Source organism: Roseibium sp. JB4-4 (genome assembly GCF_055693425.1).
This window is the reverse complement of the sequence record NZ_CM146333.1, coordinates 851,462-875,601: the sequence shown is the minus strand read 5'-3', so window position 1 is coordinate 875,601 and position 24,140 is coordinate 851,462. Positions and strand designations below refer to the sequence as shown.

Genomic DNA, 24,140 nt, shown 5'->3' with positions numbered 1-24,140 from the left:
CCAGTCGCAATCGGAGAACAATCATGCTGCCAAGAGGGATGACACTCCTTGCCGTCTTTTTCTTCTCAACCCAGCCAAGTGCTGCATTCCACGACTATATTGATCGCAACTCCAATACCGTAACGACGACACATCAGGCAGCCTATCGGGTCAGCATCATCGAAAGCTTTGAACCGCTTGGGGAATTACATCATCGCCAGGAGAGCAATGGACGGATGTTCAAGGTTTCCTTTGCAGCCTTTTCAAAGGGTTCGGACATTGTCCTGATCCACGCTGAAACGCTCGAGGAGCCAACCGGCATCCTGGACTACGGGCATCTCGATCAGGTGAAGATGGATGGTGTTGCAGTTTCAATCAGGGAGCAGTGCGTTCCCGCAGAAGCGGAAGCGGCATTGGCTGACAATCCGGAAGCGAATTTTGTCAAAGACAATGGCTTTGACCTCCGGCTACCGTTCCTGCTGACACAACACTTGATAACGTCTGATGATGGAAACGCAGAAGTCGTCATCTCATATGGCAGAGGCGTCGAGGATTGCGACGTGATCTCTGAAAGTATCAGGAAAGACATCGGGTTGCGTGTAGAAAACTCAATCACATTGGAGCGTTTAACGGATTAGTTGGTGTTTCGAATTGTTGCCAGGGGAACGTATGACGTTCCTCCTGTCTTTGATGGATATGAGTTCCGGTCCAGCAACGAAAGCCTGCCTGCGGTGAGCTCGCCAAGTCATCGTTTCTCTTAGCGAAAAGACCCTGTTTAATTTGGCGCCGGGCAGCGGTTCAATGGACCATTTTTTACCGGAAAATCCCACCGGAGTGTGAGTTCGTCCTTATCCAGTTTCAAGCCCAGAAAATATTGTCGAACGCTGTCTTCTCCGCAACGCGCATGGGCAGCTGAAAAGAGCCCATTTTCACGCCTTTCAACCGGCCCCCAGCTGAGCATGCACCACAACTGGCCCTGCCTGAGCCACTCAGATCCGATCTCAAAGGGCTCTGAGAGCACGGTTCCACCAGGCTTTAGCGGCACACGCGCGCATTGTTTTGCAGTTCCCCAGGTCCCGAAAAGCTTCCGTGTTCCCCAGCACCAGCGGGCAACACAAGCATTGTCAGTAAAGCGATCAGAAGAGCCGTGCGCATGGAAACTGAATAGCCGCAAGAAACTTCAGCCACCAATCACTTCGGTTTGATCAGGCCGCTGAAACTCCAACGAAGTCAAACACAAGGCCTGAAGAACGGTTGAAGCTCACAGCTCCCTAATGTGTTTGTGATTGGCAGGTCACTGCAACAGAGCTCTACCGTGTTTCAAGAGTTGAACGATCCATCGCATGCGGTTGCGCTGTAGGCGTGGGTAACTTGGGAAAGGCGACAGAATGGCAGTGGCGATCAGCTTTCGGTCCCGTTTGAAACTCGCAGCCTTCATGGCGGTGCTGGTGTGTCTCTTCTGTATGGAAGACTTGCGGGCACAAGACGCCGGCAAGCTGCCGGATTATGTGATTGAGACCTATGGCGAACGCCCGGCGGTGCCGGATGGCCCGCTTTCAGAAGAGCTTCAAAAAGCTATCCGATCGGCGTTCGTCGACAGTGTCACACAATCAGCCTGGGGTAGGGACCAGGTGGTTGCCTTGTCGGAAATCGCAGCGTCGAAGGACCCGCGCATTGCCTGGATCATTGGCGATCTGATGCGTTTCATAACATCGCCTCAGCTGAATGTGGCTCTCTCAACGGCGGCCTCGGATCTTTTGGGCAAGGATCTGCGCCGACAAAACGCCTGGGGTGTCCTGACGGATCATCTCATTGCCTGGGACATTCCTGCACCTCCCGGGTATCTGGAGGTCAAGCGCGAGATTTTTACAAGCGTCATCCCGGGCTGGGACAAGATCTTTATCGAGGGCGATATCGATTGGCGAATGGTGTCCTGGGGCGGTGTTCTGATTGACAATCGGCCACACGACAAAACCGATGAGCTGTGCAACTGCATACCGGCGGCCGACAACCCGGAAGTGATCAGTGCTCAAGAGGCAACCTGGCTCAAGGACGATGACATTGTTTTCGGAGTCACGGTAAACGGCGAGTCCCGTGCTTACCCACGCCGCATCATGGAAGTGCGCGAAATGGTCAACGACACACTCGGCGGCCGTGATCTGGGCATTCCCTATTGCACCTTGTGCGGAGCGGCCCAGGCATACTTCACCGATCGCTTGCCGGACGGCATTGACCGTCCGATCCTGCGCACCTCAGGTCTTCTGATCCGGTCCAACAAGGTGATGTACGACCTCAACACCTATTCAGTCTTTGATACATTTCTGGGTCATGCGGTGACGGGCCCGCTTGCGGAAAAGAACCTGCAACTGGACCAGGCAACGGTGGTGACGACCGACTGGGGCCGGTGGAAAAAGGAGCATCCCGAGACCACAGTGCTGAAAGAGCGTTATGCCCTCGGCCGTGATCCGGATTTCCGCAATACCCGCGACGCAAATGGGCCGATTTTCCCCATCGGTGACATTGATCCGCGCTTGCCCGTTCATGAGGACATCATCGGCGCGTTGACTGCTTCAGGCAAACCGGTTGCATTTCAGCGCAGCAAGGCGATGGCCGCGCTTCAAAGCGGAGAAGAAATCGCATTTGAAAACGTGCGTCTCAAACTGGACGCCGGAGGCATCCGCGCACAAGACGCCGATGGCTCCGATCTCGGCAGTCACCAGGCCTTCTGGTTCGCCTGGTCGCAGTTCCATCCCGGCACGGCGCTTTGGCCGGAGTAACGGATCAAGGACACAGTACCTGTTGCTTGTATATTCAGGCCCGGTTCATGGCTTGAAATCCAAACAACTTAGCCATCTGTTTCGGAATGCTTGTGGCGGCGTGGCCAAGTATTGCATCGCTGATAGACCTCAGATCGCATCTTTCCGCGCTGCGCAAGTCTTGGTACATGCAACTCATCGAATTAGCAGTCATGGTATTATTCGGTAGATAAATTATCTTGAGATGTCAGTTAAGTATTATGGACTGCTGTTAAGGGGACAGGCTAGGCTTCGGATCCTTAAAGTGGGTATGCCAATCAGTTGAAATCTGATTCAAATTCCTGAACAGGAGTCTGTAGAGGTCCAATGGGTTATTCTGGCGCAGCGATGAGCAGATTTCACGGTTGCAGCCGCTTTTGCCGACTGATACGCGGGGCAAGGCACGTATTGATGATCGGCGAGTGATCAGCAGGATCATTCGTGTCCTGAAGTCGAGCGGTCGCTGGATCGATGCGCCGGTTGTCTTTGAACCAAAGAAATCCTTGTACAATCGCTTTGTCCATTGGTTCGGGAAAGGAGTCTGGACACAGGTCTTCGATACGCTGTTGCACGCTGCCGGTCCTGTCCTTGATTAGATGATCGCCTCTCGGTGATGCTCGCATCACCTGCCAGCCAACGCACAGCACCGCTGTTCGGGCACAAGGGGGGATCAAGCACCTAGAGCGCCAGGACGAGAGCTGATTTGGCTGTTTGGGAAAGGTCCAGTTTCTTCCGTTCGACCGTTGCAGTAAATGGCAACTTTATACTGCGCCGGAACACGTTGAATTGCCGGTAACCCAGCTTTTCCAAAACTGCGATCAGTTGCATTCCGCTGACATCGTTCAATACCTCAAACAGCAACGGAATACCTGAATTGACAAGAGTTTTTTCTGCTCCATCAATGACGTTTTTCTCGTGGCCTTCCACATCGATCTTGATCAAACCAATTCGACGCGGGTCGATGCCCTCGTCTGCGACAAATGCATCCAACTGCATGCAAGTGATCGTTGTTCGATCAACGGGAACCGTATGGTGATCACCATTGAGGGTGGCCCAGCCGAGATTGCCATTTTGAGGAACATAGAATGGCACTTCACCACTTTGGTTGGAAAGGGCGAGGTTGACTGGTTTGGCATTGGCAACATTGGCCAACACAATATTGGCGTTGAGAATATCATACGTAACCGGATTGGGTTCGAACGTGTAGATTTTCGAGAAGTAGTCGCGCAGCAAAATAGAATAAACACCGATATTTCCACCCACATCGAGGAAAATGGCATCCTTTTCCGGTGGGTTCTCATCGAGATAGTCCAGAACACCGTCGAGTTGGGTCTGTTCAAAACTGCCAGTACTAAACAGACGCATGCCGATCACATCGTCCATTGGAACGCAGATGTGAGTGAAGCGGTGCTTTTGGACTGCGCGTTTGCGCATAAATTCGGCAAGACTATTCAGCCCACGATCAAACAGAAGGCTCGGTAAGCTTGTTTTACGCAACATATGGGAAGACCTGAAAATACGTCGTTTAAATCGCTATCTTCAAACTATGCAGAAAGGATTTACACGTAATTAAAGGTTGAATTGTTTCTTTTGTTTTGGGGCTTGCGTTTAGGCAAGGATTTGTTTCCAAGGATGTCTTTAACTTCAATGAGATGCCGTGGTAATCATACTCGTCATTACCCAAATTGCATGCTCCATATTTGGATACTTGGGACGACTAGGTGTAAGTTCTGAGAAGGTTGATGCATTGCGGACATGCTTTCTAAGAACGCTTTCGCCGCGGTCGATGCGACACTTGGTGTCTAAGGCTCACCGTTCGGCATTTTTGCGTCGTCGATATGCATCTGAATTATAGACACCATTGCGACGAACTATGGCCTGCCAATTGCCAGATGAAAGCTTTTGAAAGTTGGCCAAGTTTGCTATCCAGCGTTTACACTTTGTACGGACAGAGAGATCCAAAGAGGGGTAAACGTGCGCAGTTTTGTCCAATTTTAGGTGTGCGTATTCGCTTTAAGAAAATGAACAAATGACGAAATATCAAGAGTATAAGTTTGCTGTCGCACCCATGATGGAATGGACTGATCGGCACTGTCGTGCGTTTCACCGGCAGCTGACAGCGCGTGGTTTGCTCTATACCGAAATGGTGACGACGGGTGCGGTGATCCACGGGGATCGGGAACACCTGATTGGGTTCACCGAGATTGAACACCCAATTGCCTGCCAACTGGGCGGATCCGATCCGGATGAAATGGCAAAGGCGTCGAAAATTGTTGCCGACTTCGGGTATGACGAAGTCAATATCAATGTCGGTTGTCCATCCGACCGGGTACAGTCCGGCCGCTTCGGCGCCTGCTTGATGCAGGAGCCGGATCTTGTCGCCAGTTGCGTGTCGGCGATGAAAGATGCGGTCGATATTCCGGTGACCGTCAAGTGCCGGCTGGGTGTTGATGAACAGGACACTGAGAGCGCGCTTGATGACATGGCCGACAAAGTCTTTGCGGCCGGTGCGGATGCACTCTGGGTGCACGCCCGAAAGGCATGGCTTCAAGGCCTCAGTCCCAAGGAAAACCGGGACATTCCGCCGCTCGACTATGACCGCGTTATCCGATTGAAAGAGCGCATGCCGGACAGGTTCATCGGCCTGAACGGCGGATTGCAATCGCTCGATCAGGCGGAGCCCTTTCTGGAAGATCTTGATGGCCTGATGTTCGGGCGCGCTGCCTATCATACGCCTCAGCTCCTCGGCGAAGTCGACCGCAGGCTCTATGGCAGCCAGGAGGGTGATGTCTCACCCTGGGATGCTGTGCGGGCGCATATGACCTATCTTGAAGACCAGCTCGGCAAGGGCGTCAAACTCGCGCGCATGACCCGCCACATGTTGGGGCTCTTTCACGGACGGCCTGGCGCGCGGTCCTGGCGGCGCATTCTGACGGTCGAGGCGATCAAGCCGGGGGCAGGGCTCGACGTTGTCGAGAAGGCACTCGCTGCCGTCAGCCCGACGGACTATGACGTTGAGGCTGCCGAATAGCGTTGCTGCAAGTTCAAGGGGTCATGATCAGACGGTCGCCTTCGATCCGCCAGCTTCTCAATCGGTCCAGTGCCGTCATTCCAAAAAGGCTTGCTTCAAGATTGCCTTGTCTTCCTACGAACGCACGAACATTGCGCAAGGTATGATCGCCGATAGTCAGGCTTTCTATCCGCACGGGCGCGACCAGAGTTCTTCCATTGGCTGTTGAAACCGGGACTGTGAATGAAAGATCCCGATCCTCAAAGCCTGCGCGGAGGGCGTCCTGATAGCTCAGAACAACTGCGCTGGCGCCAGTATCCAGCAGGAAACTGGTCCGTGTACCGTTGACACGGCCATCAAGGACAAAATGGCCCCCGGCATCACGCACAATCAAGAGAGATCCATCAGGTTGGCTGACGGCAAGACCCGGCGACAATGCCCCCAGCACCCGGTAGCCCGCCTGCACAAGATCTGTGCGAAAGGTGTAACCGATCACAAGAAGAGCGCAAAGACCGCCCCAGAACAGTGTTCCCTGGATGATTTCCCGCACCTTCGGTTGGCCGAAAATGAAGCTGGCGATGAAAACAAACGCCAGTGCCGACAAGGCCACGACACGCGGGCCCCTGTCATCGAAGTTGGCGTTGGCCGGGTCCGTCGGATCACCGAATACGGCGTAGAAAACGGCGATGCCAGCGACCACGATCAGGACGGCGACGATGAGGCCGCGCAGTTGCTTCGGGCCACCCATCAGCGCGCTCCGGAAATGCCGCCACCACGCGTTTCGTGTGCGGCCTTGCGGCTATCCAGCCCGGACATGATCTGGGATCGGATTTCTGCGCTATAGCTCGACCAGCCGGCAATTTCGTCGAGTGAGCGCCAGCATCCCGTACAAAGGCCACTGTTTCGGTCGATCTGGCAGATTTTTATACATGGCGAATTCATGTGGCGCATATGGCGCTGGAATATGGCTTTGCCAAGACGTCATGCCTCATTCAATTGCGGTGATCCATCAAGTTCCACCGCCTGCATAGTTGAACGGGGCTGCAATGATGCGAACGGGCAGCGCAATTGTGTTGCCGACCAAATTGCCCAGATCATCGCCAACTGTCCCGGCGTTTCCCCGGTTTACCGACCTGGTCAAGCTCGATTGCCCGAGAGTTTTGCGCAATTGCGGTTGAAACTGAGCCAATTGAGCGAATTTCGAGTGATGAGACCCGTCCTGGGCATCCAATTCCGTTAGATCCACGACGACGGCACCAAGCTCGGTCAGCTCCTTGTCATCGGAAAAAGCACCAACACGTTCCTTGCCACCGGCTATGGCCCGTGACAGGCGCAATGCCCGGTCGTCACGAGAAACAATGACGATATATGGTTTGGGTGGGCGGCCGAGTTTTTTCAGCTGTGCCTTGAAGAGGTCGATGTCGATATCGGGTGCTGCAAGTATGACCTCGTCAATCTTGCGTGTCATTTTGCGCCTGTCATTCGGAGATGCCTGCACCGCCGTTTCCATCAACAGCCAATTGCCCATGGAATGCGCAAGAATTGTGATCTTCTCTGCGCGTGTGTTTGACAGCTGGATAAGCGTCTGCTCCAGGGCCTGCCGCGCAATCGCAGCGCTGTTCAGGTCATAGACATAGTCCTGAACCTTACCTCTTGAAGCCCATGTGAAGAGAACCGGAACGCCTGAAAACTCTGAATCGTGAATGATCTGCGTGAACCGGTAAAGGGCTTCGGGAAAGCGGGTATTGTAGCCGTGAATGAAGACAAATATTTCACGTTCGTCGCGCGGTTTGGCAGCCAGCCGACGATTTATCTCGTTCGTGAAGGAAGCCTTGTCGGCGATATAACCGGCCTTTCGTGTCACAAAGTTCTTTTCAGGGTCCCCCGGGAAACTGTTTGGCCATTCAATTTGTCCCGGTTCATGGTCCGGAGGAACGGAGATGGACGCTTCCGCATAGCCGATGGCCTGTCCGCGTTCACCGCCGAAATAGGTGTCGGGGGTCGCATCCTTGTCACGTGTCGTGACAATCATGATGTCGGTGACCCGCGCTCCCGGGGCCGGTGCGTCGTTCAACGCCAGGGCGCCAAGGTCAGGTCGCTCGCCGCAGGCAGCAAGACCGAGACACAAAAAAACAATCGTGAAAGCCCTGAGGCATGCTGCCTGGTGCTTGAAGAACGGATCGCGCGGGAAAGTGGCGGTCATCTGTTTGGCAGCCTTTACTCGGTAACTCAGGGCACCATAAGCATCCCAAGCAAAAAACCAAGTGCGCAAATTTGCTGAATTGCGCCCAGAACATCGCCTGATACACCACCAATCTTTTGGTTGGCGAGGTGTCCGATGCCAAATGCCAGGGCTGCCGGTATCAGGCAGGCAAGCAGTAATCCCGGCAACGTGAGCAGGAAGACTGCAGGCAGGAGGAACGGAGCCGTGAACAAAAACGCCTGTCGGACGCAGTTTTTGTCAGGTTTTCCGAACCGGGCCGCCAGGCCGTCTGGGCGGGCGAGGGGGCGTTGCTGCCACTGCCAGACAATAAAGGCGCGACTGGCCGCTTCTCCACCAAGGAAAAGCAGGGCAGCATCGGCCGGATCGAAACGCTGCCAAAGAGCGGCAAGGAGCGCAATCCTCAAGATCACTGATAGTACCAGTGCCAAAGCCCCGAAGGCTCCGATGCGGCTGTCCTTCATGATATCCAGCCGTTTTTGGCGGGTTGAGCCGCCAAAGAAACCGTCTGCAACATCGCTGAGACCGTCTTCATGAAGGGCACCTGTTGTGACAGCCAGCATGGTGGCAATCAGCGCCGCAATGGCAAGAACCGGAAGAGCTGTATAGCCCAGAAGCATGCCAAGTCCGGCGGCCGGCAAGGCAACGGCCACACCGGCAATGGGGGCGGCCCGGCTGATCTTTTCAAAGTCCGGTACAGCAGCCGGATCGTCTTGAACGTTGACTTTTTCCAGGGGCAGACGAGAGAAGAATCGAACACAGGCTGCAGTGTCGGCTATCAGTGCCAGGAAACTTCTTCTGAGCCGATTGAATTGATCCCAGGTTTTGTCGGTTCCGGTTTTTGCACCTGAATCAGCAGGTTGGTCGGTTTCAGGGCTCATCAGGCCGGTCCTGTGCTTGAGTTTTGCGTGTGCGCCGTTATAGATCAGCGCCTTAGCGAGACCAAGTGGCTGGCATGTACCGGCCGAAGAACCGGAACCTGAAATCCATGTCCCTTTCCGAGACCGCGCTTCCTTTTGACGACATCCGCAACCTGGTAAAATCCATGCCCGGGCCGGATGATGAAGCGGTTCGCAAGGTGAAGGAGCGGGACGCGCAATTGACTAAACCCGCCGGTTCGCTCGGTCAGCTGGAAGAGATTGCAGAGTGGCTGGCAGCGTGGTCCGGCAATGCGCCGCCCAAGGTCACGCGGCCACTTGTTGCGATCTTCGCAACAGCGCATGGCGTAGCAGATGAAGGCGTTTCTGCGTTTCCAAGCGCGGTCAACCGGCAAATGGTCGAAAACTTCGCAGCAGGTGGTGCCGCGATCAATCAGATCTGCCGTGCGTATGATGTCGGATTGAAGGTGTTTGACCTTGCTGTCGACATGCCAACACCCAGCATCACGCAGGAAGATGCCCTCGATGAAGCCAATTGCGCAGCCACTATGGCCTACGGCATGGAAGCGCTGGCCGGTGGTATCGACCTGATTTGTCTTGGCGAAATGGGGATCGGCAACACGACGGTTGCTGCCGCGGTCATCAATGGTCTTTTTGGCGGCAAGGCAGAGGATTGGATCGGACGTGGCACTGGTGTCGATGACGAAGGTCTGAAACGCAAGCGTGACGCAGTTGAGAAAGCCGTTGCCCGCCTTGGTGGTGAAAGGGATCCGTTGGAGGTCCTGCGCAAGGTTGGTGGGCGTGAGATTGCGGCGATGGCCGGGCTGATCATTGCTGCGCGATTGCAAAGGGTTCCCGTCATTGTCGATGGATTTGTCACGACTGCCGCAGCAGCCGTTGTTTATGCAATGGACCCGGATGGGCTTGACCATTGCCTGTTCGCCCATCTTTCCGCAGAACAGGCACATGCCAAAACCCTTGAGCATATGGGCAAGGAAGCCTTGTTCGATTTTGGAATGCGGCTTGGTGAAGGATCGGGTGCAGCGCTGGCTGCAGGTATTGCAAAGGCAGCTGCTGAAATGCATTCCGGCATGGCGACTTTCGCGGATGCAGGCGTTTCGGAAAAATCAGACGACGAGGAAATCTGAAACGCTTGAGTGCGGCATCGATCAGGCCGATTTGGCGCCAATGTCCTTGTTGTTCCCAGGGCCCCACTGCACTTCCGGCGAATAGTTCATGATACGTGTGCGGGGCAGCGTAACTGTCACCTCGGTGCCATTGCCAGGGCTCGATTTCAGTGAAAAATTGCCGTCATGCATGCCGATAAGAGCTTGTACGATCGACAGTCCCAGGCCTGTACCGGGTTCCGCGCTCTTGATTGCATGAGACCCTTGGCCGAATGCTTCCAGAACAGTGGGGATTTCATCTTCGGGAATACCGGGGCCGCTGTCCTTGATGGAAACGTACTGGCCGCCTTCTGCAGTCGGCCCGACCACAATCCTGACCTCGCCGCCAACCGGCGTAAACTTCAAGGCGTTGGACAATAGATTCAGAACCACCTGGCGCAAGGCACGTTCGTCCGCCCACACAGTTGGCAGGTTTGGTTCGTGTGCATGGTAGATCGAGATCGATTTCGCTTTGGCCCGCACCTTCATCATGGTGCCGCATTCTTCAACGACATCATCGAGCAACAAAGGAGCCTCGTGCAATTCGTGCCGTCCGGCCTCGATGCGCGACAGATCCAGAATTTCATTGATCAGGTTGAGTAGGTGCTGACCGGACCCGTGAATATCCTCTGAATAGGACCGATAGGTCTTGTTGTGCATCTCGCCCAACACTTCATCCTTCATGATTTCAGAAAATCCGAGGATCGCATTGAGCGGTGTGCGCAGCTCATGGCTCATCGTTGCCAGGAAACGTGACTTGGCCATGTTGGCCGCCTCGGCTCGGCGCCGCGCTTCGTCCGACATTGCGTTTGCTGTTTCAAGTTCCGCAATCAGATGATCCTTGTCTGCGCGGTATTCCAGCATTGTATTGGCGTTCTTCAGGAGCTGGTTGCCGAGGATCAGAAAGAACCCTTGAGCGCCGATCGCCATCGCAGCCAGCGTATAGTGGATCGGATCGACTTTTTGCAGAAAGCTGATCGTGACCACCAGCGTGATTGGCATGGTGCTGACCAACAGACACTTGGGCAGCGTAGCGGCCTGCATCGTGTTCATGGCCACAACGATCAAAAGGGCCGCAAACTGAAAAATGACAAAACCTTCGCCGGCACCGTTCTTCAGCGGCAATATGAAAAACAGGGCCCAGCTGCAGCCATAAATGAGTTCACCGATGGTGAAACGGAGACGCCAGATGGACCGTACTTTCTGGTCCGACGGTGCTCTTTCATATGAATGGCTGGTTACGACCATCAAAAGATGGGTGCACAGGACAACTGCGAACCATGCGCCAATCGAAACAGGTTCGACCCAAAGAACCGATATGGCGGCAACAATGAGTGCCAGTAACGGAACCGCATAAGCGGCATTGATACGGGTATCGGCAAAAAGATGCTGCCGCTCAAGATCGAAAGTTGTGTGCAGACCGGTTGGTGTGCCCAGTTTGCTGCGCACATTGTTCATCGTGCGTGCCAGCTCGCGGCGGCGTTTTGCCCGCTGCTGGTTGATGGCGACTTTTTCGTCGCCTGTTTCTGGCGCAAGGATGCCCATTTGCCGCCCGCACGGTTTTGATTTGGTTATTTGGATACTGCGTGTTTATTGAAAGTGACTCACCATTCCTTAAGATCGTCCTCAGGAGCGTGGTAAGAGAAGTGTTAACCGGCTGTGCCAAGGTGCAACTCATTGTCTGAAAAGAAGATTTCTGAAAGCTTGAAGTCCATTGCAGCTGACATTCGTGCATGCCGTATATGCATTGAAAATCCAGAGAAATCTGCGCTGCCACACGCGCCGCGTCCGGTCCTTCAAGTGTCGTCCTCTGCAAGGCTGTGTATTTGTGGTCAGGCACCTGGAACCAGGGTTCACAAAAGCGGCAGACCATTCACGGATCCCTCCGGAGACCGTCTCAGAAACTGGATGGGGATCGGGGAGGATGTGTTTTATGACGCGGACCGACTTGCCATTATTCCTATGGGGTTCTGTTTTCCAGGATTGGACGCAAAGGGAGGCGATTTACCGCCGCGCAGCGAGTGCCGGAAAACCTGGCATGATAAGCTTTTTGCGGCGATGCCTCAGTTGGAACTTGTTCTGGTAATTGGACAATACGCACAGGCCTATCATCTAGGCAGCCGCCGTGGAAAAACGCTTACCGAAACCGTATCCAGGTGGAACAGCTATCTTGAGGAAATGCCGGGGAAGGATCAGCCCAAAGTGTTGCCTTTGCCCCATCCGTCCTGGCGAAACAATACGTGGCTCAAGAAAAACCCGTGGTTCGACAAAGATCTGGTGCCTGTTCTGCGAAGCGAAGTCGCACGCCTGACTTCCCGCTAGAAGGCTGAACAGCGTTTTCGAATTTTTTCTCAATTGGGGCGCATTTGACATTCATGTTGAAATTCCGTTACGAGGATTGGCTTGGAATTGAAATCATTTACCAAGATCTGAGCGACCTGCCACAGTTAGACGAAACGAAAAACAATGATTGACCGTATCGACCGCCGAATTCTTTCAATCCTGCAGGAGGACTGCACTGTGCCGGTTGCTGAAATCGGTCGCCGTGTCGGATTGTCGACCACACCTTGCTGGCGGCGCATTCAGAAGATGGAAGAAGACGGCGTCATCACAGGCCGTGTCGCCTTGCTTGATCCGACGAAGGTCAATGCAAAGGTAACTGCGTTTGTCGCCATAACGACGAGCCAGCATTCTGAGGACTGGCTGAAGAAGTTTGCCGATGTAATCCAGGAATTTCCGGAGGTGGTGGAATTCTACCGGATGGCCGGGCAGGTTGACTACCTTTTGCGTGTGGCCGTTCCGGACATTGAAGCCTATGACGCTTTTTATAAAAAGCTGATTGCCAAAATCGAGATATCGGATGTGTCGACGACATTCGCTATGGAACAGATCAAGAATACGACGGCATTGCCGTTGGCATATGTTGCTGCTGAAAAGCCCCGCGCGGACAACTAGACCGGATTTGCGCTTACCGATTGGTGCCCGGCTGAGTGCCTGGCGAGAAAACGTGAACACTCAGCTTCAGTTACGTGCTGCCCGCTGAAAATCTCGGCGTAATGGGGCATGCGTTCAAGTCGCGGTAGAAACGGCTCGGACGGCCTGTCCTTCATCATGGAGATGTAGCCGATCTGGGTCTGATAAACAGTATTGGCCCGAATGTTTGCATAAAGAGTGTCAAAGCCGTACCGCTCAAACATGACTTGGAGGGCACCCACCCGGATCTTGTCGGCCTCTTCAAGCTGCCTGGCCAGGACTGTGTCAACATGAGCCCAATTTCGGACTGCAAACTCAAGTCGTGAATCGAATAGATCCGGCATCAGCCAGAGGTCGAAAACGTTGAAAACGGCTTCGTTGATTGTTTCGGCATAAGCTTCTGACCGCTCGATCAAGTTGCCGGTATTTTTTGATTGCCAAAGCGTGATCAAAGCGCCCAGCAATTCATTTCGATCCGAGAAGTGACCGTAAAAACTGGTGCGAGACAGCTTCAAACGGTCAGCAAGAGGCATGACCTTTACGCCATCGATCCCCTGTTCAAGCAAGGCATGATAGGCAGCGTCGATCCAGATCGCCCGGCTGCCGCGCCAGCCGGATGTTTTTTCAATCAGATGTTCCATCGTTCATTCTCGATAGCAGCGATAGATCGCGCTGCCAAACAAAATTGACACCTATGTTTTCAAAAACGACATAGATGTCGTTTTTACGTCTTTTCACATGTAGTCACGCGCAATTAGTCTCGCTGATGCCGACACTGAATAGTGCGCTTGAGAGGAAGGCTGATGTCCAAAGATCCGCTGTTACAGCCCTATCGGCTCAAACACCTGACGCTGAAAAATCGGATCATGATCACCTCGCACGAGCCGGCTTACCCTGAAGATGGGATGCCGAAGGATCGGTACCGCGCTTACCACGAAGTGCGCGCAAAAGCCGGTGTCGCGATGACCATGACAGCAGGTTCAGCGGCTGTGTCGCGCAATTCTCCCCGGTCTTCAACAATATCCTGGCTTATAAGGATGAAGTCGTTCCCTGGGTGAAGCGGTTGACCGACGCGTGTCATGATCATGGCTGCGCGGTGATGATCCAGTTGACGCATCTTGGACGTCGTACCCACTGGAACAAAGGGGACTGGTTGCCTGCCGTTTCCGCCGGGCATGAACGGGAAGCAGCTCACCGTGCATTTCCCAAACAGGTGGAAGACTGGGACATTCAGAGGATCGTCCAGGACTATGCCGATGCTGCCGAGCGCATGCAGGCAGGTGGAATGGACGGGATCGAATTACAGGCCTATGGCCATCTTATGGACCAGTTCTGGTCTCCTGCCACCAACACGCTCGACGGTCCATATGGCGGCTCCCTGGACAACAGGATGCGTTTCTCGCTGGAAGTGATAAGCGCAGTCCGTGAACGCGTTGGAACGGACTTCATTGTCGGGATCCGCTTCACCGCGGACGAAGATCTGGAAGGCGGCCTGTCGGCAGAAGAGGGGTTGAAAATAGCCAAACGCCTGAAGGAAACGGGTCAGATCGATTTTCTCAATGTCATCCGCGGGCATATTGACACCGATCCTGGCCTGACGGACGTCATTCCTGTTCAGGGCATGCCGAATGCACCCCATCTCGACTTTGCGGGAATGATCCGCAAGGAGGTTGGCTTGCCGACGTTTCATGCGGCCAAGATCCCGGACGTAGCTACCGCCCGCCATGCCATCGCGGAAGGTTTGCTGGACATGGTCGGGATGACCCGCGCGCATATGGCCGATCCACTGCTTGTAAAGAAAATTGCCGAAAAGCGGGAAGAAGACATCCGTCCCTGCGTCGGTGCAACCTATTGTCTCGACCGGATCTACCAGGCAGGCGATGCCCTTTGCATTCACAATGCGGCGACAGGCCGAGAACTGACCATGCCGCATGAAATCGATGCTGCAACAAACAAAAAGAAGGTCGCCGTCATTGGAGCCGGGCCTGCGGGAATGGAAGCCGCCCGGGTAGCTGCTGAACGCGGGCACGATGTGATTGTCTTCGAAGCAGCTCCGGATGCAGGCGGTCAGGTTCGGCTCACCGCACGATCAGAACGGCGGCGAGAGATGATGTCGATCATCGACTGGCGCATGGAGCAGTGCCTGAAGCGGAATGTCGTCTTCCGTTTCAATTCCTTTGCAGCGGCAGACGATATCTGCGTTGAAAACCCCGACGTCGTTGTTGTCGCAACTGGCGGGCTGCCACATACCGACGTTTTGCACGAAGGCAACGACCTTGCCGTTTCTTCCTGGGACATCATCGCAGGTGACGTGAAGCCGGGACGGCGCGTTCTTGTCTATGATGATGCAGGTGATCACGCTGCGTTGCAGGCTGCTGAAATTGCAGCAAAAACCGGTGCTCATGTGGAAATCATGACCCCTGACAGATCGTTTGCGCCGGATGTCATGGCAATGAACCTCGTGCCTTATTTGAGGGCACTACAGGACAGGGACGTTCGTTTCACCGTGACATACCGTCTGAAAGCCGCGAAGCGGTCGGGCAACATGATAACCGCAGTAATCGGCACTGATTATTCAAACCACACGGAAACGCGTGAGTTTGATCAGATAGTCGTCAACCATGGAACAATTCCCATGGATGAGCTCTATTTTGAACTCAAGCCCAAATCAAAGAACCTTGGTGCCATCAATCAGGAAGCGTTGATCTTTGGTCGTCCGCAGCCGCTCGGAGCCAATCCGGATGGGCAGTTTGCACTTTTCAGGATCGGCGATGCTGTGTCGGCACGAAATACTCATGCGGCGATCTACGACGCGTTGCGGTTGCTGAAAGACATATGACGGTCACGCAGACTGTGAAGTTTTTGCCGTGTCTCAACTGAATAAGCGTGTGCCGCTTTTGCACTACGGGAAATGCAAAAAAAGCCTCTAAGTTCATCAGGAACACGGATCGATGATGCCGATTGGAAAGGACCAATCAATATGTACAGCGATGCGGACATACTTTCTTTGTTGATGAGCCGCAGGCCGGGATATTCCCTGCCGCAGGCATTCTATACCGACGAGGATGTTTTTCAGGCGGATATGAAGAACATCTGGCACAAGGAATGGGTTTTCGCCGTGCCAAGCGCCGAGCTGCCAAAGTCTGGCAACTATGTCACGCTGCAGATCGGGGATTACTCAATTGTTGTCGTACGAGGTTCGGACGGCAGGATCAGGGCATTTCACAACTCCTGCCGCCATCGGGGCAGCCGCATATGTTCAGCCGCACGGGGCTCGGCACCGAAGCTTGTCTGCCCGTATCATCAATGGACTTATGAACTCGACGGCAAATTGCTCTGGGCGCGCGATATGGGGCCGGATTTCGACCCAAAACAGCATGGCCTCAAGTCTGTCCATTGTATTGATGTTTCCGGCATGATTTTCATCTGCCTTGCCGATGCCGCGCCTGATACGTCTGCTTTGGAAAAGCAGGCATCGCGGTATCTTGGGCCACATGACCTGACAAATCTGAAGGTTGCCCACCAGTCATCCATTGTTGAAAAAGGCAATTGGAAACTGGTGCTTGAGAACAATCGTGAGTGCTATCACTGTTCGGGGTCGCATCCTTCGCTATGCCGGACATTTCCGGATAATCCGAACCTTTTTGGTGGTGACGATACAAAAACAACCAATGAAGCCAGGCAACATATTTCGCGGTGCGAAAGCGCCGGTCTGGCATCCAGGTATGTCATCTCACAAAATGAGCAGTGGCGCTTTGTTCGCATACCGATCCTCGGAGAAGCGGTCAGCTATACGATGGATGGAAAGGCTGCAGTTTCCAGGCGGACCGGAACAATTCCATTCGACCACGCAGGCGCATGCCTCTTCTTTCACTATCCGAACACCTGGAACCATTTCCTGTCAGATCATGTTCTGATGTTCCGTGTCTTGCCGATTGGGCCAATGGAGGCGGAGGTCACAACATTCTGGCTGGTTCACAAGGATGCAAATGAAGGTGTCGACTACGATCTCAACCGCCTGACCGAAGTGTGGATCCATACCAATAATGAAGATCGCCAGATCATTGAAGAAAATCAGCGAGGCATCAGATCGCCGGCCTATGAGCCTGGACCATATTCACCGGTGCAGGAAAGCGGGGTGATACAGTTCGTTGAATGGTACGCCCGGACGCTGGAAGCCGGTCTGCTAGGCCGTTTCCGAGTGGCCGCGGAGTAAGATCATGATCCCGATGCCTGCGCGCGACACGCCGGTGTGGTCCGATGAGGAACTGCTGGAATGCGTGATGGTGGTGCCGGAAGCACCGGACGTGAAGACCTTCTCGTTTCGCCCGCCGTCAGGAGCTGGTTTCGTTTATCGGGCCGGTCAGTTCATCACGCTGGACTTGCCTGTCCCAGGGGGTAATCTTCAAAGAACCTACACGCTGTCTTCGTCACCGGTCTCCAACGCCTACATAACCGTGACCGTGAAGGCGCAGGAGGGCAGTGTCGGCACGCGGTGGATGCTCGATCATCTCAGGCCAGGCATGCGCCTGAAAGCGTTTGGCCCGGCGGGGCTTTTTCACCTGCCTGCGGTCCCTGATGGAAGGTATCTCTTCATTTCGGCCGGTTCCGGCGTGACACCGGTGATGTCCATGGCGCAGACGCTCTTTGAAAGAGGGGAAGACCCTGACATTTGCTTCATCCAATGCGCGCACCGACCGGTGGAACTGATCTTCAGGCAGAAACTGGAATATATGGCAAGCCGGGTCACAGGATTGCAGCTGCATTTTGTTGTCAATCAAAGCGATCCATACGAAGTCTGGACCGGCTATCGAGGCCGGTTGAATCAATTGATGCTCGGGCTCATGTGCAGCGACTATCTGGAGCGTGATGTGTTCTGTTGTGGCCCGTCTGGATTCATGGAAAGCGTGCGCGAAATCCTGAATGCGCTTGGGTATGACATGGAGCGGTATCATCAGGAGAGTTTTCAGGCTCCGGCAGAAACGAGGGATGAACTCACCGATTTCGATGACCTGGTGCCCCAGGAGGATCAACAGGCACAAGTCGTCTTCACCAACTCGAATGTTTCGGCCTGGTGCTCTCAGACGGACACCGTCCTTGCTGTTGCCAAAGAAGCTGGTCTCAACATTCCTTCGGGTTGCACCTTCGGTGTTTGTGGAACATGCAAGGTCAGGAAGGGTGCCGGCGAGGTTCACATGATCCATTCCGGTGGTATCAGTGATGAGGATATCGAGGCAGGATTTATACTGGCTTGTTGTTCCAACCCGATTGGAACTGTAGAGGTTGAGGCCTGATCGGTCGGCCTGAGCATTTTCAAAAACAAAGATCGCGGCAGCAGAATTTGTTGAGGTTGGTATAAGCTCAGGGAAGGCCGAGACGGGTTCTCACCTTCTCTGAATCCAGTTCCTTGACCGCTTCCTTGCCGATCCGACGTGCAATTCTGTCGTCCGAAGCTTGAAGTTCAAGGGCAAGGGCGAGGGCTGGGCCGTGCAGGTCAGTGGAGCGTTTGCCTATCTGGCGCAATGCCCAGTGAACGGCCTTCCAGACAAAGTTTCGTCCGTCGCTCGAAGCTTCCCGGATCAGCTGCAGGTGCTCAAGGAACTCAGCATCAGGTGCTTTCTTGGCATGAACCGCGCGCCATGCGATCAGGGCAAAGGCAGCCCGTTTGACGAACTCTCGCTCATCAAGGGCCAATTTCGTAACCAATGCGTTCGAATCTGCACGCCGCGCCAGAACGTTTGTCAGCTGGTCGCACAAATCCCAGGAGCCGATGTCTTCCAGCCAAGTCAGTGCCTGCTCTGGTGTCATGTCCTTCGCAGGTGTCAACAAGATCGCAAGAAGTCGTGCTTCATGAAAGCCCGTTTCCCAGAGATCTCGAGCCAGTTCGGGCGATCTGCCGATCTTTTTTGCAAAGGGACGCAATACTGACATCGGCACACCAAATGCCTGGTCGATCTCGATGCCAAACCGCGCCATTCCAGCGCGGTTTGTGTCCGAACCGGAACACCGGAGTTCGGCCAGGACATCATCGACGGTCCAGTGGTCGTCATCTCGCACTTTCATGTCAGCCGACTTTATTTCTTGTCGGCATTTTCAAGTCGCGCAATCAGGCTGGACGTGTCCCAACGATTGCCACCCATTGCCTGAACTTCGGCATAGAACTGGTCGACAAGAGCGGTTACCGGTAGACGTGCACCAGTTTCATTGGCGGTGCTTAGGCAGATGCCAAGGTCTTTGCGCATCCAGTCAACTGCGAAACCAAATTCGAATTCGCTGGCATTCATGGTTTGCCAGCGATTTTCCATCTGCCAGGACTGTGCGGCACCGCCGCGGATCGCCGAGATGACCTTTTCGACGTCAAGGTCGGCCTTTTTGGCGAAATGAATAGCTTCGGAGAGCCCCTGAACAAGCCCTGCGATACAGATCTGGTTGACCATCTTGGTCAGTTGACCTGCGCCGCTGTCACCCATGAGACCAACGGACTTTGCAAAACAGTCAATAACCGGTTTGGCTTTGTCGAACACGTCCTGATCACCACCGCACATCACCGTCAGGACACCATTTTCTGCGCCTGCCTGACCACCGGAAACCGGTGCATCGATAAATCCGCACCCTTTTTCCTTTGCAGCAGCATAGAGTTCGCGGGCGACATCGGCCGAAGCAGTTGTGTTGTCGATAAAAACAGCCCCGGTTTTAAGACTGTGAAAAGCACCATCCGGTCCGGTTGTTACCGACCTTAGATCTTCATCATTGCCGACACAGGCAAAAACGAAATCGCACCCTTCGGCTGCTTCCATGGGCGTGTGTGCGACGCTTCCGCCAAATTCCGCAGCCCACTTTTCGGCCTTTGCTGTTGTGCGGTTGAAGACCGTGACCTCATGGCCTCCCTTGGTTTTCAGGAAACCGGCCATAGGATAGCCCATGACCCCGAGACCAATGAATGCAACCTTTGCCATGAAGACGTTCCTTTTGCATGAGAAGGCCCGGCAAATCTGCCGGGCCTTGCTGTATTTAAAGTCGTCATGGTTTTAGGCCATTTGCGGCCGGCTGTCAGCTAACAGCACGCATCAGAGCCAGTAAGGCCTGCGCTTCCAGAGCTTTGCGGGTATCCCATGCCTAGCTGCCGTAAGGTCAAGGTGTTGCTGGGTTCTCGGGTCGGGACGCGTGAAGGATGTGAAGCGACTGGCATCGAGAAACTTCTGAATTTGAAGACTTAACATCTGCTTACAACTCCTCATCGGTGTGTCTGGTTGAAAAGTGATGCTTTTTCGCCCAAATTACCAATCAGGAAGATTTTTAATATGTAAGGAAAAATTACATATGGATTGGCGCTCGCTTCCGCCCCTCAATGCGCTGAAGGCTTTTACCGCGGTTGCGGGACGAAAAAGTCTTTCAGCAGCAGGTCGAGATCTGAATGTCACGCACGCGGCGATCAGTCAGCAAGTTCGTAGTCTTGAAACCTTCATGGGTCAGCAATTGGTTGTCCGGGAAGGCCGCGGCATCGCACTGACGCCGGAAGGGGAATTGCTTTTCAACGGCCTGAAACGCGGCTTTGAGGCAATTCAGGAAACGGTGGATGAGCTCCTTGAAGACGATGCGGCAAGGCCTTTGCACATAACGACCACACCGTCCTTTGCAGTCAGCTGGCTAATGCCCCGGATCAATGATTTTCGCCTGAAACATCCCGAAATTGAATTGATGCTCAATCCAACGCCTGAAGTTGTCGAATTGACACCAGGAGGTGCTGATCTGGCGATCCGGTATGGCGATGGAGACTGGCCAGGGATTGAGGCTGAACTCTTTATGGAGACCCATTTCGCGGTCGTCGGCGCAAGTTGTCTGGTCAAGGATCGAAAGATTGAGAAACCCGAAGACATTCTGGATTTCCCCTGGCTGCAGGAATACGGCAGCAACGAATTGAAACTCTGGTTGGAAAAACAGGGGAAGGTGCCTTGTGGCAAACTGAATGTCACCCACATGCCCGGCTACATGGTCCTGGAGGGTTTGCGGCGTGGCGACGGCATTTCCGCTGTCGCGACGGCCTTTGTCGAGCCTGATCTTGAGACAGGAAATCTGGTCATTTTGATTGAGGGCAGCATCTATGAGGGGACAGGATACTACATAGCATCGAGACCGGGCGTAAAACGTCCCCCCTTAAAAGCCTTCATGAGTTGGCTCAGAACCATGCGAGCTGAACAGGAACACAAATCCAAAAGCATATGCTAGAGCATCGGCCTAAAGTGCCGCCAGTGCCTGATCGAGGTCGGAAATCAAATCATCCGCGTGTTCTATTCCGACTGACAGGCGAAGCAGGTTCTCCGGAATGCCGGAACCTGGGCCTTCAATTGTAAATCGATGCTCAACGAGGCTTTCCGTACCACCAAGTGAAGTTGCCCGTTGGAAGAGATCCAGCGCGCCTGCCACATTCAGGGCCGCCTCACTGCCGCCCTTGACCTGCAAGGATAAAAGAGACCCGAATCCTGCCTGCATTTGTGTTTTGGCAAGATCGTGCTGAGGATGGTTCTTGAGGCCGGGATAGAGGACCGCTTCAATCCGCGGATGGTTTTCCAGAAAACCTGCAACTGCCATGGCGTTCTTGTTCATGCGTTCCACCCGCAGGGACAGCGTTCTGAGGCCACGCAGGAGCAGCCATGTCTCGAACGAGCCGAGAACGGCACCGGCGAGTTTTCGTTCCTCGCAGATCAAGTCCCAGCTTTCTGAAGCTGCGTCCTTTGCCGTTACGACGCCGCCGAGCAGATCAGAATGGCCATTCAGTGCCTTCGTTGCTGAGTGCATTACAAGATCGGCACCCAATTCCAGCGGTTTGAGGATCAATGGGGTTGCCGCAGTCGCATCAACCGCCAGGATGGCACCTGTCTGGCTACACTGTTGCGCTATGCTTCTGATGTCCGCGACCTTCAAAAACGGATTGCTTGGAACCTCAAGCCAGACAAGATCCGGCTTGGTTATGGAGAGTTCCTCGTTGAATGCTTGCAGGTCCGCAGCGTCTGCTTCAATCAATGCCACTTTGTTGCGGGCGCACAGCTTGCGCAAGAACAGCGTGGTTCCCCAGTAAATGTTCGACTGGACCAGCAGCGTGCCACCCGGTTTGACGAGACGGGCCACCGCGGCCACTGCCGCCATTCCGGAAGCGAACAATCGGCTCTGGGATCCGCCTTCCAGAGCAGTGATCAAACCTTCAGTCTTTTGGTAGAGCTGATTGTCGTCCCGGCTGTAGATGTGACCGGGGCTGACAGGTTCATAGTCTTCGTCACGGACAAAGGTGGTCGCCATCTGGATTGGCGGTACCACTGCACCAGTCGCCTGATCGAAGCCACCTCCGGCATGTGCCAACAGGCTGTCTGGGTGCAGGCCTTGAGCCTTGGGCAGGGTTGCGGACATAGCGAGGTATCCTCATGGAAAAGGGGCGTTGGAACCGGTAAATGTGCTGACAATCAGCGTTTCAGGTGGCGGGTGAGGCGATCTTCGATCTTGTCCCAGATGCGCCGCAAAGTCTCGACGATCATCAGATAGATCACCGCAGCCCAAATGTAGGCCTGGAAATCGTAAGAGCGGGAATAGGCGCGCCGGGTTTCGCCCATAATGTCGTAGATGGTTACGATGGACGCAATCGCTGACCCCTTGATCATCAAGATGATTTCGTTGCCGTAAGGGCGCAGGGCCACCATCAAAGCCTGAGGCAGGATAATTTTGAAAAAGGTCACGGGTTTCGAGAGGCCAAGCGCAGCAGCACCTTCCCATTGACCTTTAGCCACATTTTGGACTGAACCACGAAGAATTTCGGCCTGATAGGCAGACGTATTCAGCGAGAAAGCGAAGATCACGCAGTTGAACGCTTCACGGAAAAATCCCCAAAGTCCGACCGCTTCAAGTTCAGGCCTGAAGGAACCAGCGCCGTAATAAATCAGGAAAGTCTGCGCCAGAAGTGGTGTGCCGCGGAAGAAGTAGACGAATGCATAAGCGGGCGCAGAGAATATTTTCCAACTGGAGGAGCGCGCGAAGGCCACAGGCACACTCAGGATCATTCCAAGGACCAAAGACAAACTGACGATTTGCAGGGTTACCAGAAACCCATCGATATATTTTGGCCAGTATTTCTGGAAGAAGGGGCTCGCAACGCTGGTGCCCAGATACCAGACCAGCGACACACCTGCGACGATCCAGAGAGCCATCAGTGCGTTGCCAAAAATCCGTGTATTTGTCCAGGGACGCGGAGGGATTGGAGGGCGTTTGGCTCCGGTTTCAGGGCTGGCAGCAATCATCTTGAAGCCTCTCCCCGTTTGGACCAACGTTCAACACGGCTCAGCCCTGCAGATGAGATCATCGCCAAAACGAGATAAATGAGGCAGGCGAGCCCGAAGAACAGGAATGGTTCTTTTGTGACCCTTGCCGCGATGCCCGATTCACGGATCAGGTCGGCAAGTCCGATGACTGATACGAGCGAGGTTTCTTTCAAAAGGATCAGCCACAGATTGCTGAGCGCTGGGAGAGCGAGTCGGATGAGCTGAGGCAGAATAACAAGCGTCATTGTTTGATAACGGGACAGGCCTAGCGCATAGCCCCCTTCATACTGGCCTTGCGGTATGCCTCGAAATGCGGAGAGAAATGCCTCGGACGCGTAAGACGAAAACACCAGTGCCAACGCGACCATGCCGGCGACGAACGAATTCACTTCGAAATAGACATCGAAGCCGAGCAGTTTAAGTCCTTGCTGAATGCCAATCTGGACACCGAAATAGACAAGAAAGAGCGTCAGAAGTTCCGGTAAGCCGCGAAATATAGTCGTGTAGATATTGGCGGCGAGCTTGAGACTGGGTTCTGTGGAGTTTTTTGCCAGAGCAATCAAAAACCCGAGGATGAGGCCAAAAGGCAGGGTGCAGATTGCCAGTGCGACCGTTATCATGACGCCGAGCGCGATAGTGTCGCCCCAGCCTTGTTCCCCAAACGATAGCAGCGTCAAAGCTTCATTCATGAGCCGGCGCTTCTTTCTGTCTTGTTGTTGTTGTTGGCCGCCCCTCCGGCCTTCTGCGGGCTATTACCCTACAGCAAAGCGCGGCACGCAAGCGCGCCGCGCTTATTTAGCGATCAATCCAGAAT

General features: G+C 54.2%; 21 protein-coding genes and 2 pseudogenes. 11 read left to right on the top strand and 12 right to left on the bottom strand.

Annotated features, from left to right (window positions below; genetic code table 11):
• Positions 1–23 precede the first annotated feature (23 nt).
• The 3 genes and pseudogenes from ACZ1HV_RS03985 to ACZ1HV_RS03975 all read left to right on the top strand — a co-directional run.
• A complete protein-coding gene (locus ACZ1HV_RS03985) occupies positions 24–617 on the top strand; it encodes a hypothetical protein (RefSeq protein WP_472717383.1) in 594 nt (197 codons plus the stop codon).
• A 750-nt stretch (positions 618–1,367) separates the two neighbouring features.
• Positions 1,368–2,756 (top strand): DUF3179 domain-containing (seleno)protein, encoded by a 1,389-nt coding sequence (locus ACZ1HV_RS03980; RefSeq protein ID WP_472717382.1) that lies wholly within the window; start codon positions 1,368–1,370, stop codon positions 2,754–2,756.
• Between the two features lie 374 nt (positions 2,757–3,130).
• Positions 3,131–3,358, top strand: a pseudogene (locus ACZ1HV_RS03975) (transposase); the annotation flags it as partial.
• A gap of 94 nt (positions 3,359–3,452) precedes the next feature.
• On the opposite strand, the gene ACZ1HV_RS03970 reads toward ACZ1HV_RS03975, so the two are convergent.
• Positions 3,453–4,274, bottom strand: a complete 822-nt coding sequence (locus ACZ1HV_RS03970; protein ID WP_472717381.1) for an FkbM family methyltransferase — start codon at positions 4,272–4,274, stop codon at positions 3,453–3,455.
• 529 nt (positions 4,275–4,803) lie between these two features.
• On the opposite strand from ACZ1HV_RS03970, the gene dusA reads away from it, so the two are divergent.
• On the top strand, positions 4,804–5,805 hold the full coding sequence (gene dusA / locus ACZ1HV_RS03965) for a tRNA dihydrouridine(20/20a) synthase DusA (RefSeq protein ID WP_472717380.1): 1,002 nt from the start codon (positions 4,804–4,806) through the stop codon (positions 5,803–5,805).
• Positions 5,806–5,818: 13 nt separating this feature from the next.
• On the opposite strand, the gene ACZ1HV_RS03960 is transcribed toward dusA, so the two are convergent.
• From ACZ1HV_RS03960 to ACZ1HV_RS03945, 4 genes are all read right to left on the bottom strand, one after another.
• The gene (locus ACZ1HV_RS03960) at positions 5,819–6,532 is read right to left on the bottom strand and encodes a retropepsin-like aspartic protease family protein (RefSeq protein ID WP_298814151.1); all 714 of its coding nucleotides are present in this window, start codon (positions 6,530–6,532) and stop codon (positions 5,819–5,821) included.
• Positions 6,532–6,726, bottom strand: a complete 195-nt coding sequence (locus ACZ1HV_RS03955; RefSeq protein WP_298814150.1) for a DUF1289 domain-containing protein — start codon at positions 6,724–6,726, stop codon at positions 6,532–6,534. The genes ACZ1HV_RS03960 and ACZ1HV_RS03955 overlap by 1 nt, the downstream gene beginning before the upstream one ends.
• A 67-nt stretch (positions 6,727–6,793) precedes the next feature.
• A complete protein-coding gene (locus tag ACZ1HV_RS03950) occupies positions 6,794–7,987 on the bottom strand; it encodes an alpha/beta hydrolase (protein WP_298814148.1) in 1,194 nt (397 codons plus the stop codon).
• A gap of 26 nt (positions 7,988–8,013) precedes the next feature.
• On the bottom strand, positions 8,014–8,886 hold the full coding sequence (locus ACZ1HV_RS03945) for an adenosylcobinamide-GDP ribazoletransferase (RefSeq protein ID WP_472717379.1): 873 nt from the start codon (positions 8,884–8,886) through the stop codon (positions 8,014–8,016).
• A 107-nt stretch (positions 8,887–8,993) separates the two neighbouring features.
• Here ACZ1HV_RS03945 and cobT point away from each other — a divergent pair, with 107 nt between their 5' ends.
• Entirely contained in the window at positions 8,994–10,031 is a 1,038-nt protein-coding gene (gene cobT / locus ACZ1HV_RS03940; protein WP_298815057.1) for a nicotinate-nucleotide--dimethylbenzimidazole phosphoribosyltransferase, read from the top strand.
• Positions 10,032–10,052: 21 nt separating this feature from the next.
• On the opposite strand, the gene ACZ1HV_RS03935 is transcribed toward cobT, so the two are convergent.
• On the bottom strand, positions 10,053–11,594 hold the full coding sequence (locus ACZ1HV_RS03935) for a sensor histidine kinase (RefSeq protein ID WP_298814144.1): 1,542 nt from the start codon (positions 11,592–11,594) through the stop codon (positions 10,053–10,055).
• A 132-nt stretch (positions 11,595–11,726) separates the two neighbouring features.
• On the opposite strand from ACZ1HV_RS03935, the gene ACZ1HV_RS03930 reads away from it, so the two are divergent.
• Together ACZ1HV_RS03930 and ACZ1HV_RS03925 are read left to right on the top strand one after the other, a co-directional pair.
• Positions 11,727–12,371 (top strand): uracil-DNA glycosylase family protein, encoded by a 645-nt coding sequence (locus tag ACZ1HV_RS03930; RefSeq protein ID WP_298814142.1) that lies wholly within the window; start codon positions 11,727–11,729, stop codon positions 12,369–12,371.
• Between the two features lie 147 nt (positions 12,372–12,518).
• Positions 12,519–13,004 (top strand): Lrp/AsnC family transcriptional regulator, encoded by a 486-nt coding sequence (locus ACZ1HV_RS03925; RefSeq protein ID WP_173006250.1) that lies wholly within the window; start codon positions 12,519–12,521, stop codon positions 13,002–13,004.
• On the opposite strand, the gene ACZ1HV_RS03920 is transcribed toward ACZ1HV_RS03925, so the two are convergent.
• Positions 13,001–13,663: a TetR/AcrR family transcriptional regulator gene (locus ACZ1HV_RS03920; protein WP_298814140.1), complete on the bottom strand. Its 663-nt coding sequence runs from the start codon at positions 13,661–13,663 to the stop codon at positions 13,001–13,003. The genes ACZ1HV_RS03925 and ACZ1HV_RS03920 overlap by 4 nt on opposite strands.
• Positions 13,664–13,825: 162 nt before the next feature.
• Here ACZ1HV_RS03920 and ACZ1HV_RS03915 point away from each other — a divergent pair.
• The 3 genes and pseudogenes from ACZ1HV_RS03915 (at position 13,826) to ACZ1HV_RS03905 (ending at position 18,316) form a co-directional block, all read left to right on the top strand.
• Positions 13,826–15,861 (top strand): annotated as a pseudogene (locus tag ACZ1HV_RS03915) (oxidoreductase).
• Between the two features lie 141 nt (positions 15,862–16,002).
• On the top strand, positions 16,003–17,238 hold the full coding sequence (locus ACZ1HV_RS03910) for an aromatic ring-hydroxylating oxygenase subunit alpha (RefSeq protein ID WP_472717378.1): 1,236 nt from the start codon (positions 16,003–16,005) through the stop codon (positions 17,236–17,238).
• Between the two features lie 4 nt (positions 17,239–17,242).
• On the top strand, positions 17,243–18,316 hold the full coding sequence (locus tag ACZ1HV_RS03905) for an FAD-binding oxidoreductase (RefSeq protein WP_472717377.1): 1,074 nt from the start codon (positions 17,243–17,245) through the stop codon (positions 18,314–18,316).
• Between the two features lie 67 nt (positions 18,317–18,383).
• On the opposite strand, the gene ACZ1HV_RS03900 is transcribed toward ACZ1HV_RS03905, so the two are convergent.
• Entirely contained in the window at positions 18,384–19,085 is a 702-nt protein-coding gene (locus tag ACZ1HV_RS03900) for a DNA alkylation repair protein (protein WP_298814132.1), read from the bottom strand.
• A gap of 11 nt (positions 19,086–19,096) precedes the next feature.
• On the bottom strand, positions 19,097–19,978 hold the full coding sequence (locus ACZ1HV_RS03895; protein WP_472717376.1) for an NAD(P)-dependent oxidoreductase: 882 nt from the start codon (positions 19,976–19,978) through the stop codon (positions 19,097–19,099).
• A gap of 364 nt (positions 19,979–20,342) precedes the next feature.
• Between ACZ1HV_RS03895 and ACZ1HV_RS03890 the strand changes: the two genes are divergently transcribed.
• Complete coding sequence (locus ACZ1HV_RS03890) at positions 20,343–21,248, top strand: LysR family transcriptional regulator (RefSeq protein ID WP_298814127.1); 906 nt, start codon at positions 20,343–20,345, stop codon at positions 21,246–21,248.
• 9 nt (positions 21,249–21,257) lie between these two features.
• Here the strand turns inward: ACZ1HV_RS03890 and ACZ1HV_RS03885 are convergent, their stop codons facing one another.
• From ACZ1HV_RS03885 to ACZ1HV_RS03875, 3 genes are read right to left on the bottom strand one after another with little or no spacing between them, the layout of a single operon-like run.
• Positions 21,258–22,424, bottom strand: coding sequence for a trans-sulfuration enzyme family protein (locus ACZ1HV_RS03885; protein ID WP_472717375.1), 1,167 nt, complete (start codon positions 22,422–22,424; stop codon positions 21,258–21,260).
• A gap of 53 nt (positions 22,425–22,477) precedes the next feature.
• Positions 22,478–23,305: an ABC transporter permease gene (locus ACZ1HV_RS03880; protein WP_298814123.1), complete on the bottom strand. Its 828-nt coding sequence runs from the start codon at positions 23,303–23,305 to the stop codon at positions 22,478–22,480.
• Complete coding sequence (locus tag ACZ1HV_RS03875) at positions 23,302–24,015, bottom strand: ABC transporter permease (RefSeq protein ID WP_298814121.1); 714 nt, start codon at positions 24,013–24,015, stop codon at positions 23,302–23,304. Before ACZ1HV_RS03875 ends, ACZ1HV_RS03880 begins: the two co-directional genes overlap by 4 nt.
• Positions 24,016–24,140: the final 125 nt, after the last annotated feature.

Bases quoted from the DNA above. Each gene is read 5' to 3' on its own strand.
- ACZ1HV_RS03970 (WP_472717381.1), bottom strand. From the start codon at position 4,274: ATGTTGCGTAAAACAAGCTTACCGAGCCTTCTGTTTGATCGTGGGCTG.
- dusA (WP_472717380.1), top strand. From the start codon at position 4,804: ATGACGAAATATCAAGAGTATAAGTTTGCTGTCGCACCCATGATGGAA.
- ACZ1HV_RS03950 (WP_298814148.1), bottom strand. From the start codon at position 7,987: ATGACCGCCACTTTCCCGCGCGATCCGTTCTTCAAGCACCAGGCAGCA.
- ACZ1HV_RS03980 (WP_472717382.1), top strand. From the start codon at position 1,368: ATGGCAGTGGCGATCAGCTTTCGGTCCCGTTTGAAACTCGCAGCCTTC.
- ACZ1HV_RS03955 (WP_298814150.1), bottom strand. From the start codon at position 6,726: ATGAATTCGCCATGTATAAAAATCTGCCAGATCGACCGAAACAGTGGC.
- ACZ1HV_RS03935 (WP_298814144.1), bottom strand. From the start codon at position 11,594: ATGGGCATCCTTGCGCCAGAAACAGGCGACGAAAAAGTCGCCATCAAC.
- ACZ1HV_RS03905 (WP_472717377.1), top strand. From the start codon at position 17,243: ATGATCCCGATGCCTGCGCGCGACACGCCGGTGTGGTCCGATGAGGAA.
- ACZ1HV_RS03985 (WP_472717383.1), top strand. From the start codon at position 24: ATGCTGCCAAGAGGGATGACACTCCTTGCCGTCTTTTTCTTCTCAACC.
- ACZ1HV_RS03910 (WP_472717378.1), top strand. From the start codon at position 16,003: ATGTACAGCGATGCGGACATACTTTCTTTGTTGATGAGCCGCAGGCCG.
- ACZ1HV_RS03945 (WP_472717379.1), bottom strand. From the start codon at position 8,886: ATGAGCCCTGAAACCGACCAACCTGCTGATTCAGGTGCAAAAACCGGA.
- ACZ1HV_RS03875 (WP_298814121.1), bottom strand. From the start codon at position 24,015: ATGAATGAAGCTTTGACGCTGCTATCGTTTGGGGAACAAGGCTGGGGC.
- ACZ1HV_RS03885 (WP_472717375.1), bottom strand. From the start codon at position 22,424: ATGTCCGCAACCCTGCCCAAGGCTCAAGGCCTGCACCCAGACAGCCTG.
- cobT (WP_298815057.1), top strand. From the start codon at position 8,994: ATGTCCCTTTCCGAGACCGCGCTTCCTTTTGACGACATCCGCAACCTG.
- ACZ1HV_RS03920 (WP_298814140.1), bottom strand. From the start codon at position 13,663: ATGGAACATCTGATTGAAAAAACATCCGGCTGGCGCGGCAGCCGGGCG.
- ACZ1HV_RS03880 (WP_298814123.1), bottom strand. From the start codon at position 23,305: ATGATTGCTGCCAGCCCTGAAACCGGAGCCAAACGCCCTCCAATCCCT.
- ACZ1HV_RS03960 (WP_298814151.1), bottom strand. From the start codon at position 6,532: ATGGGTGGCCCGAAGCAACTGCGCGGCCTCATCGTCGCCGTCCTGATC.
- ACZ1HV_RS03890 (WP_298814127.1), top strand. From the start codon at position 20,343: ATGGATTGGCGCTCGCTTCCGCCCCTCAATGCGCTGAAGGCTTTTACC.
- ACZ1HV_RS03900 (WP_298814132.1), bottom strand. From the start codon at position 19,085: ATGAAAGTGCGAGATGACGACCACTGGACCGTCGATGATGTCCTGGCC.
- ACZ1HV_RS03895 (WP_472717376.1), bottom strand. From the start codon at position 19,978: ATGGCAAAGGTTGCATTCATTGGTCTCGGGGTCATGGGCTATCCTATG.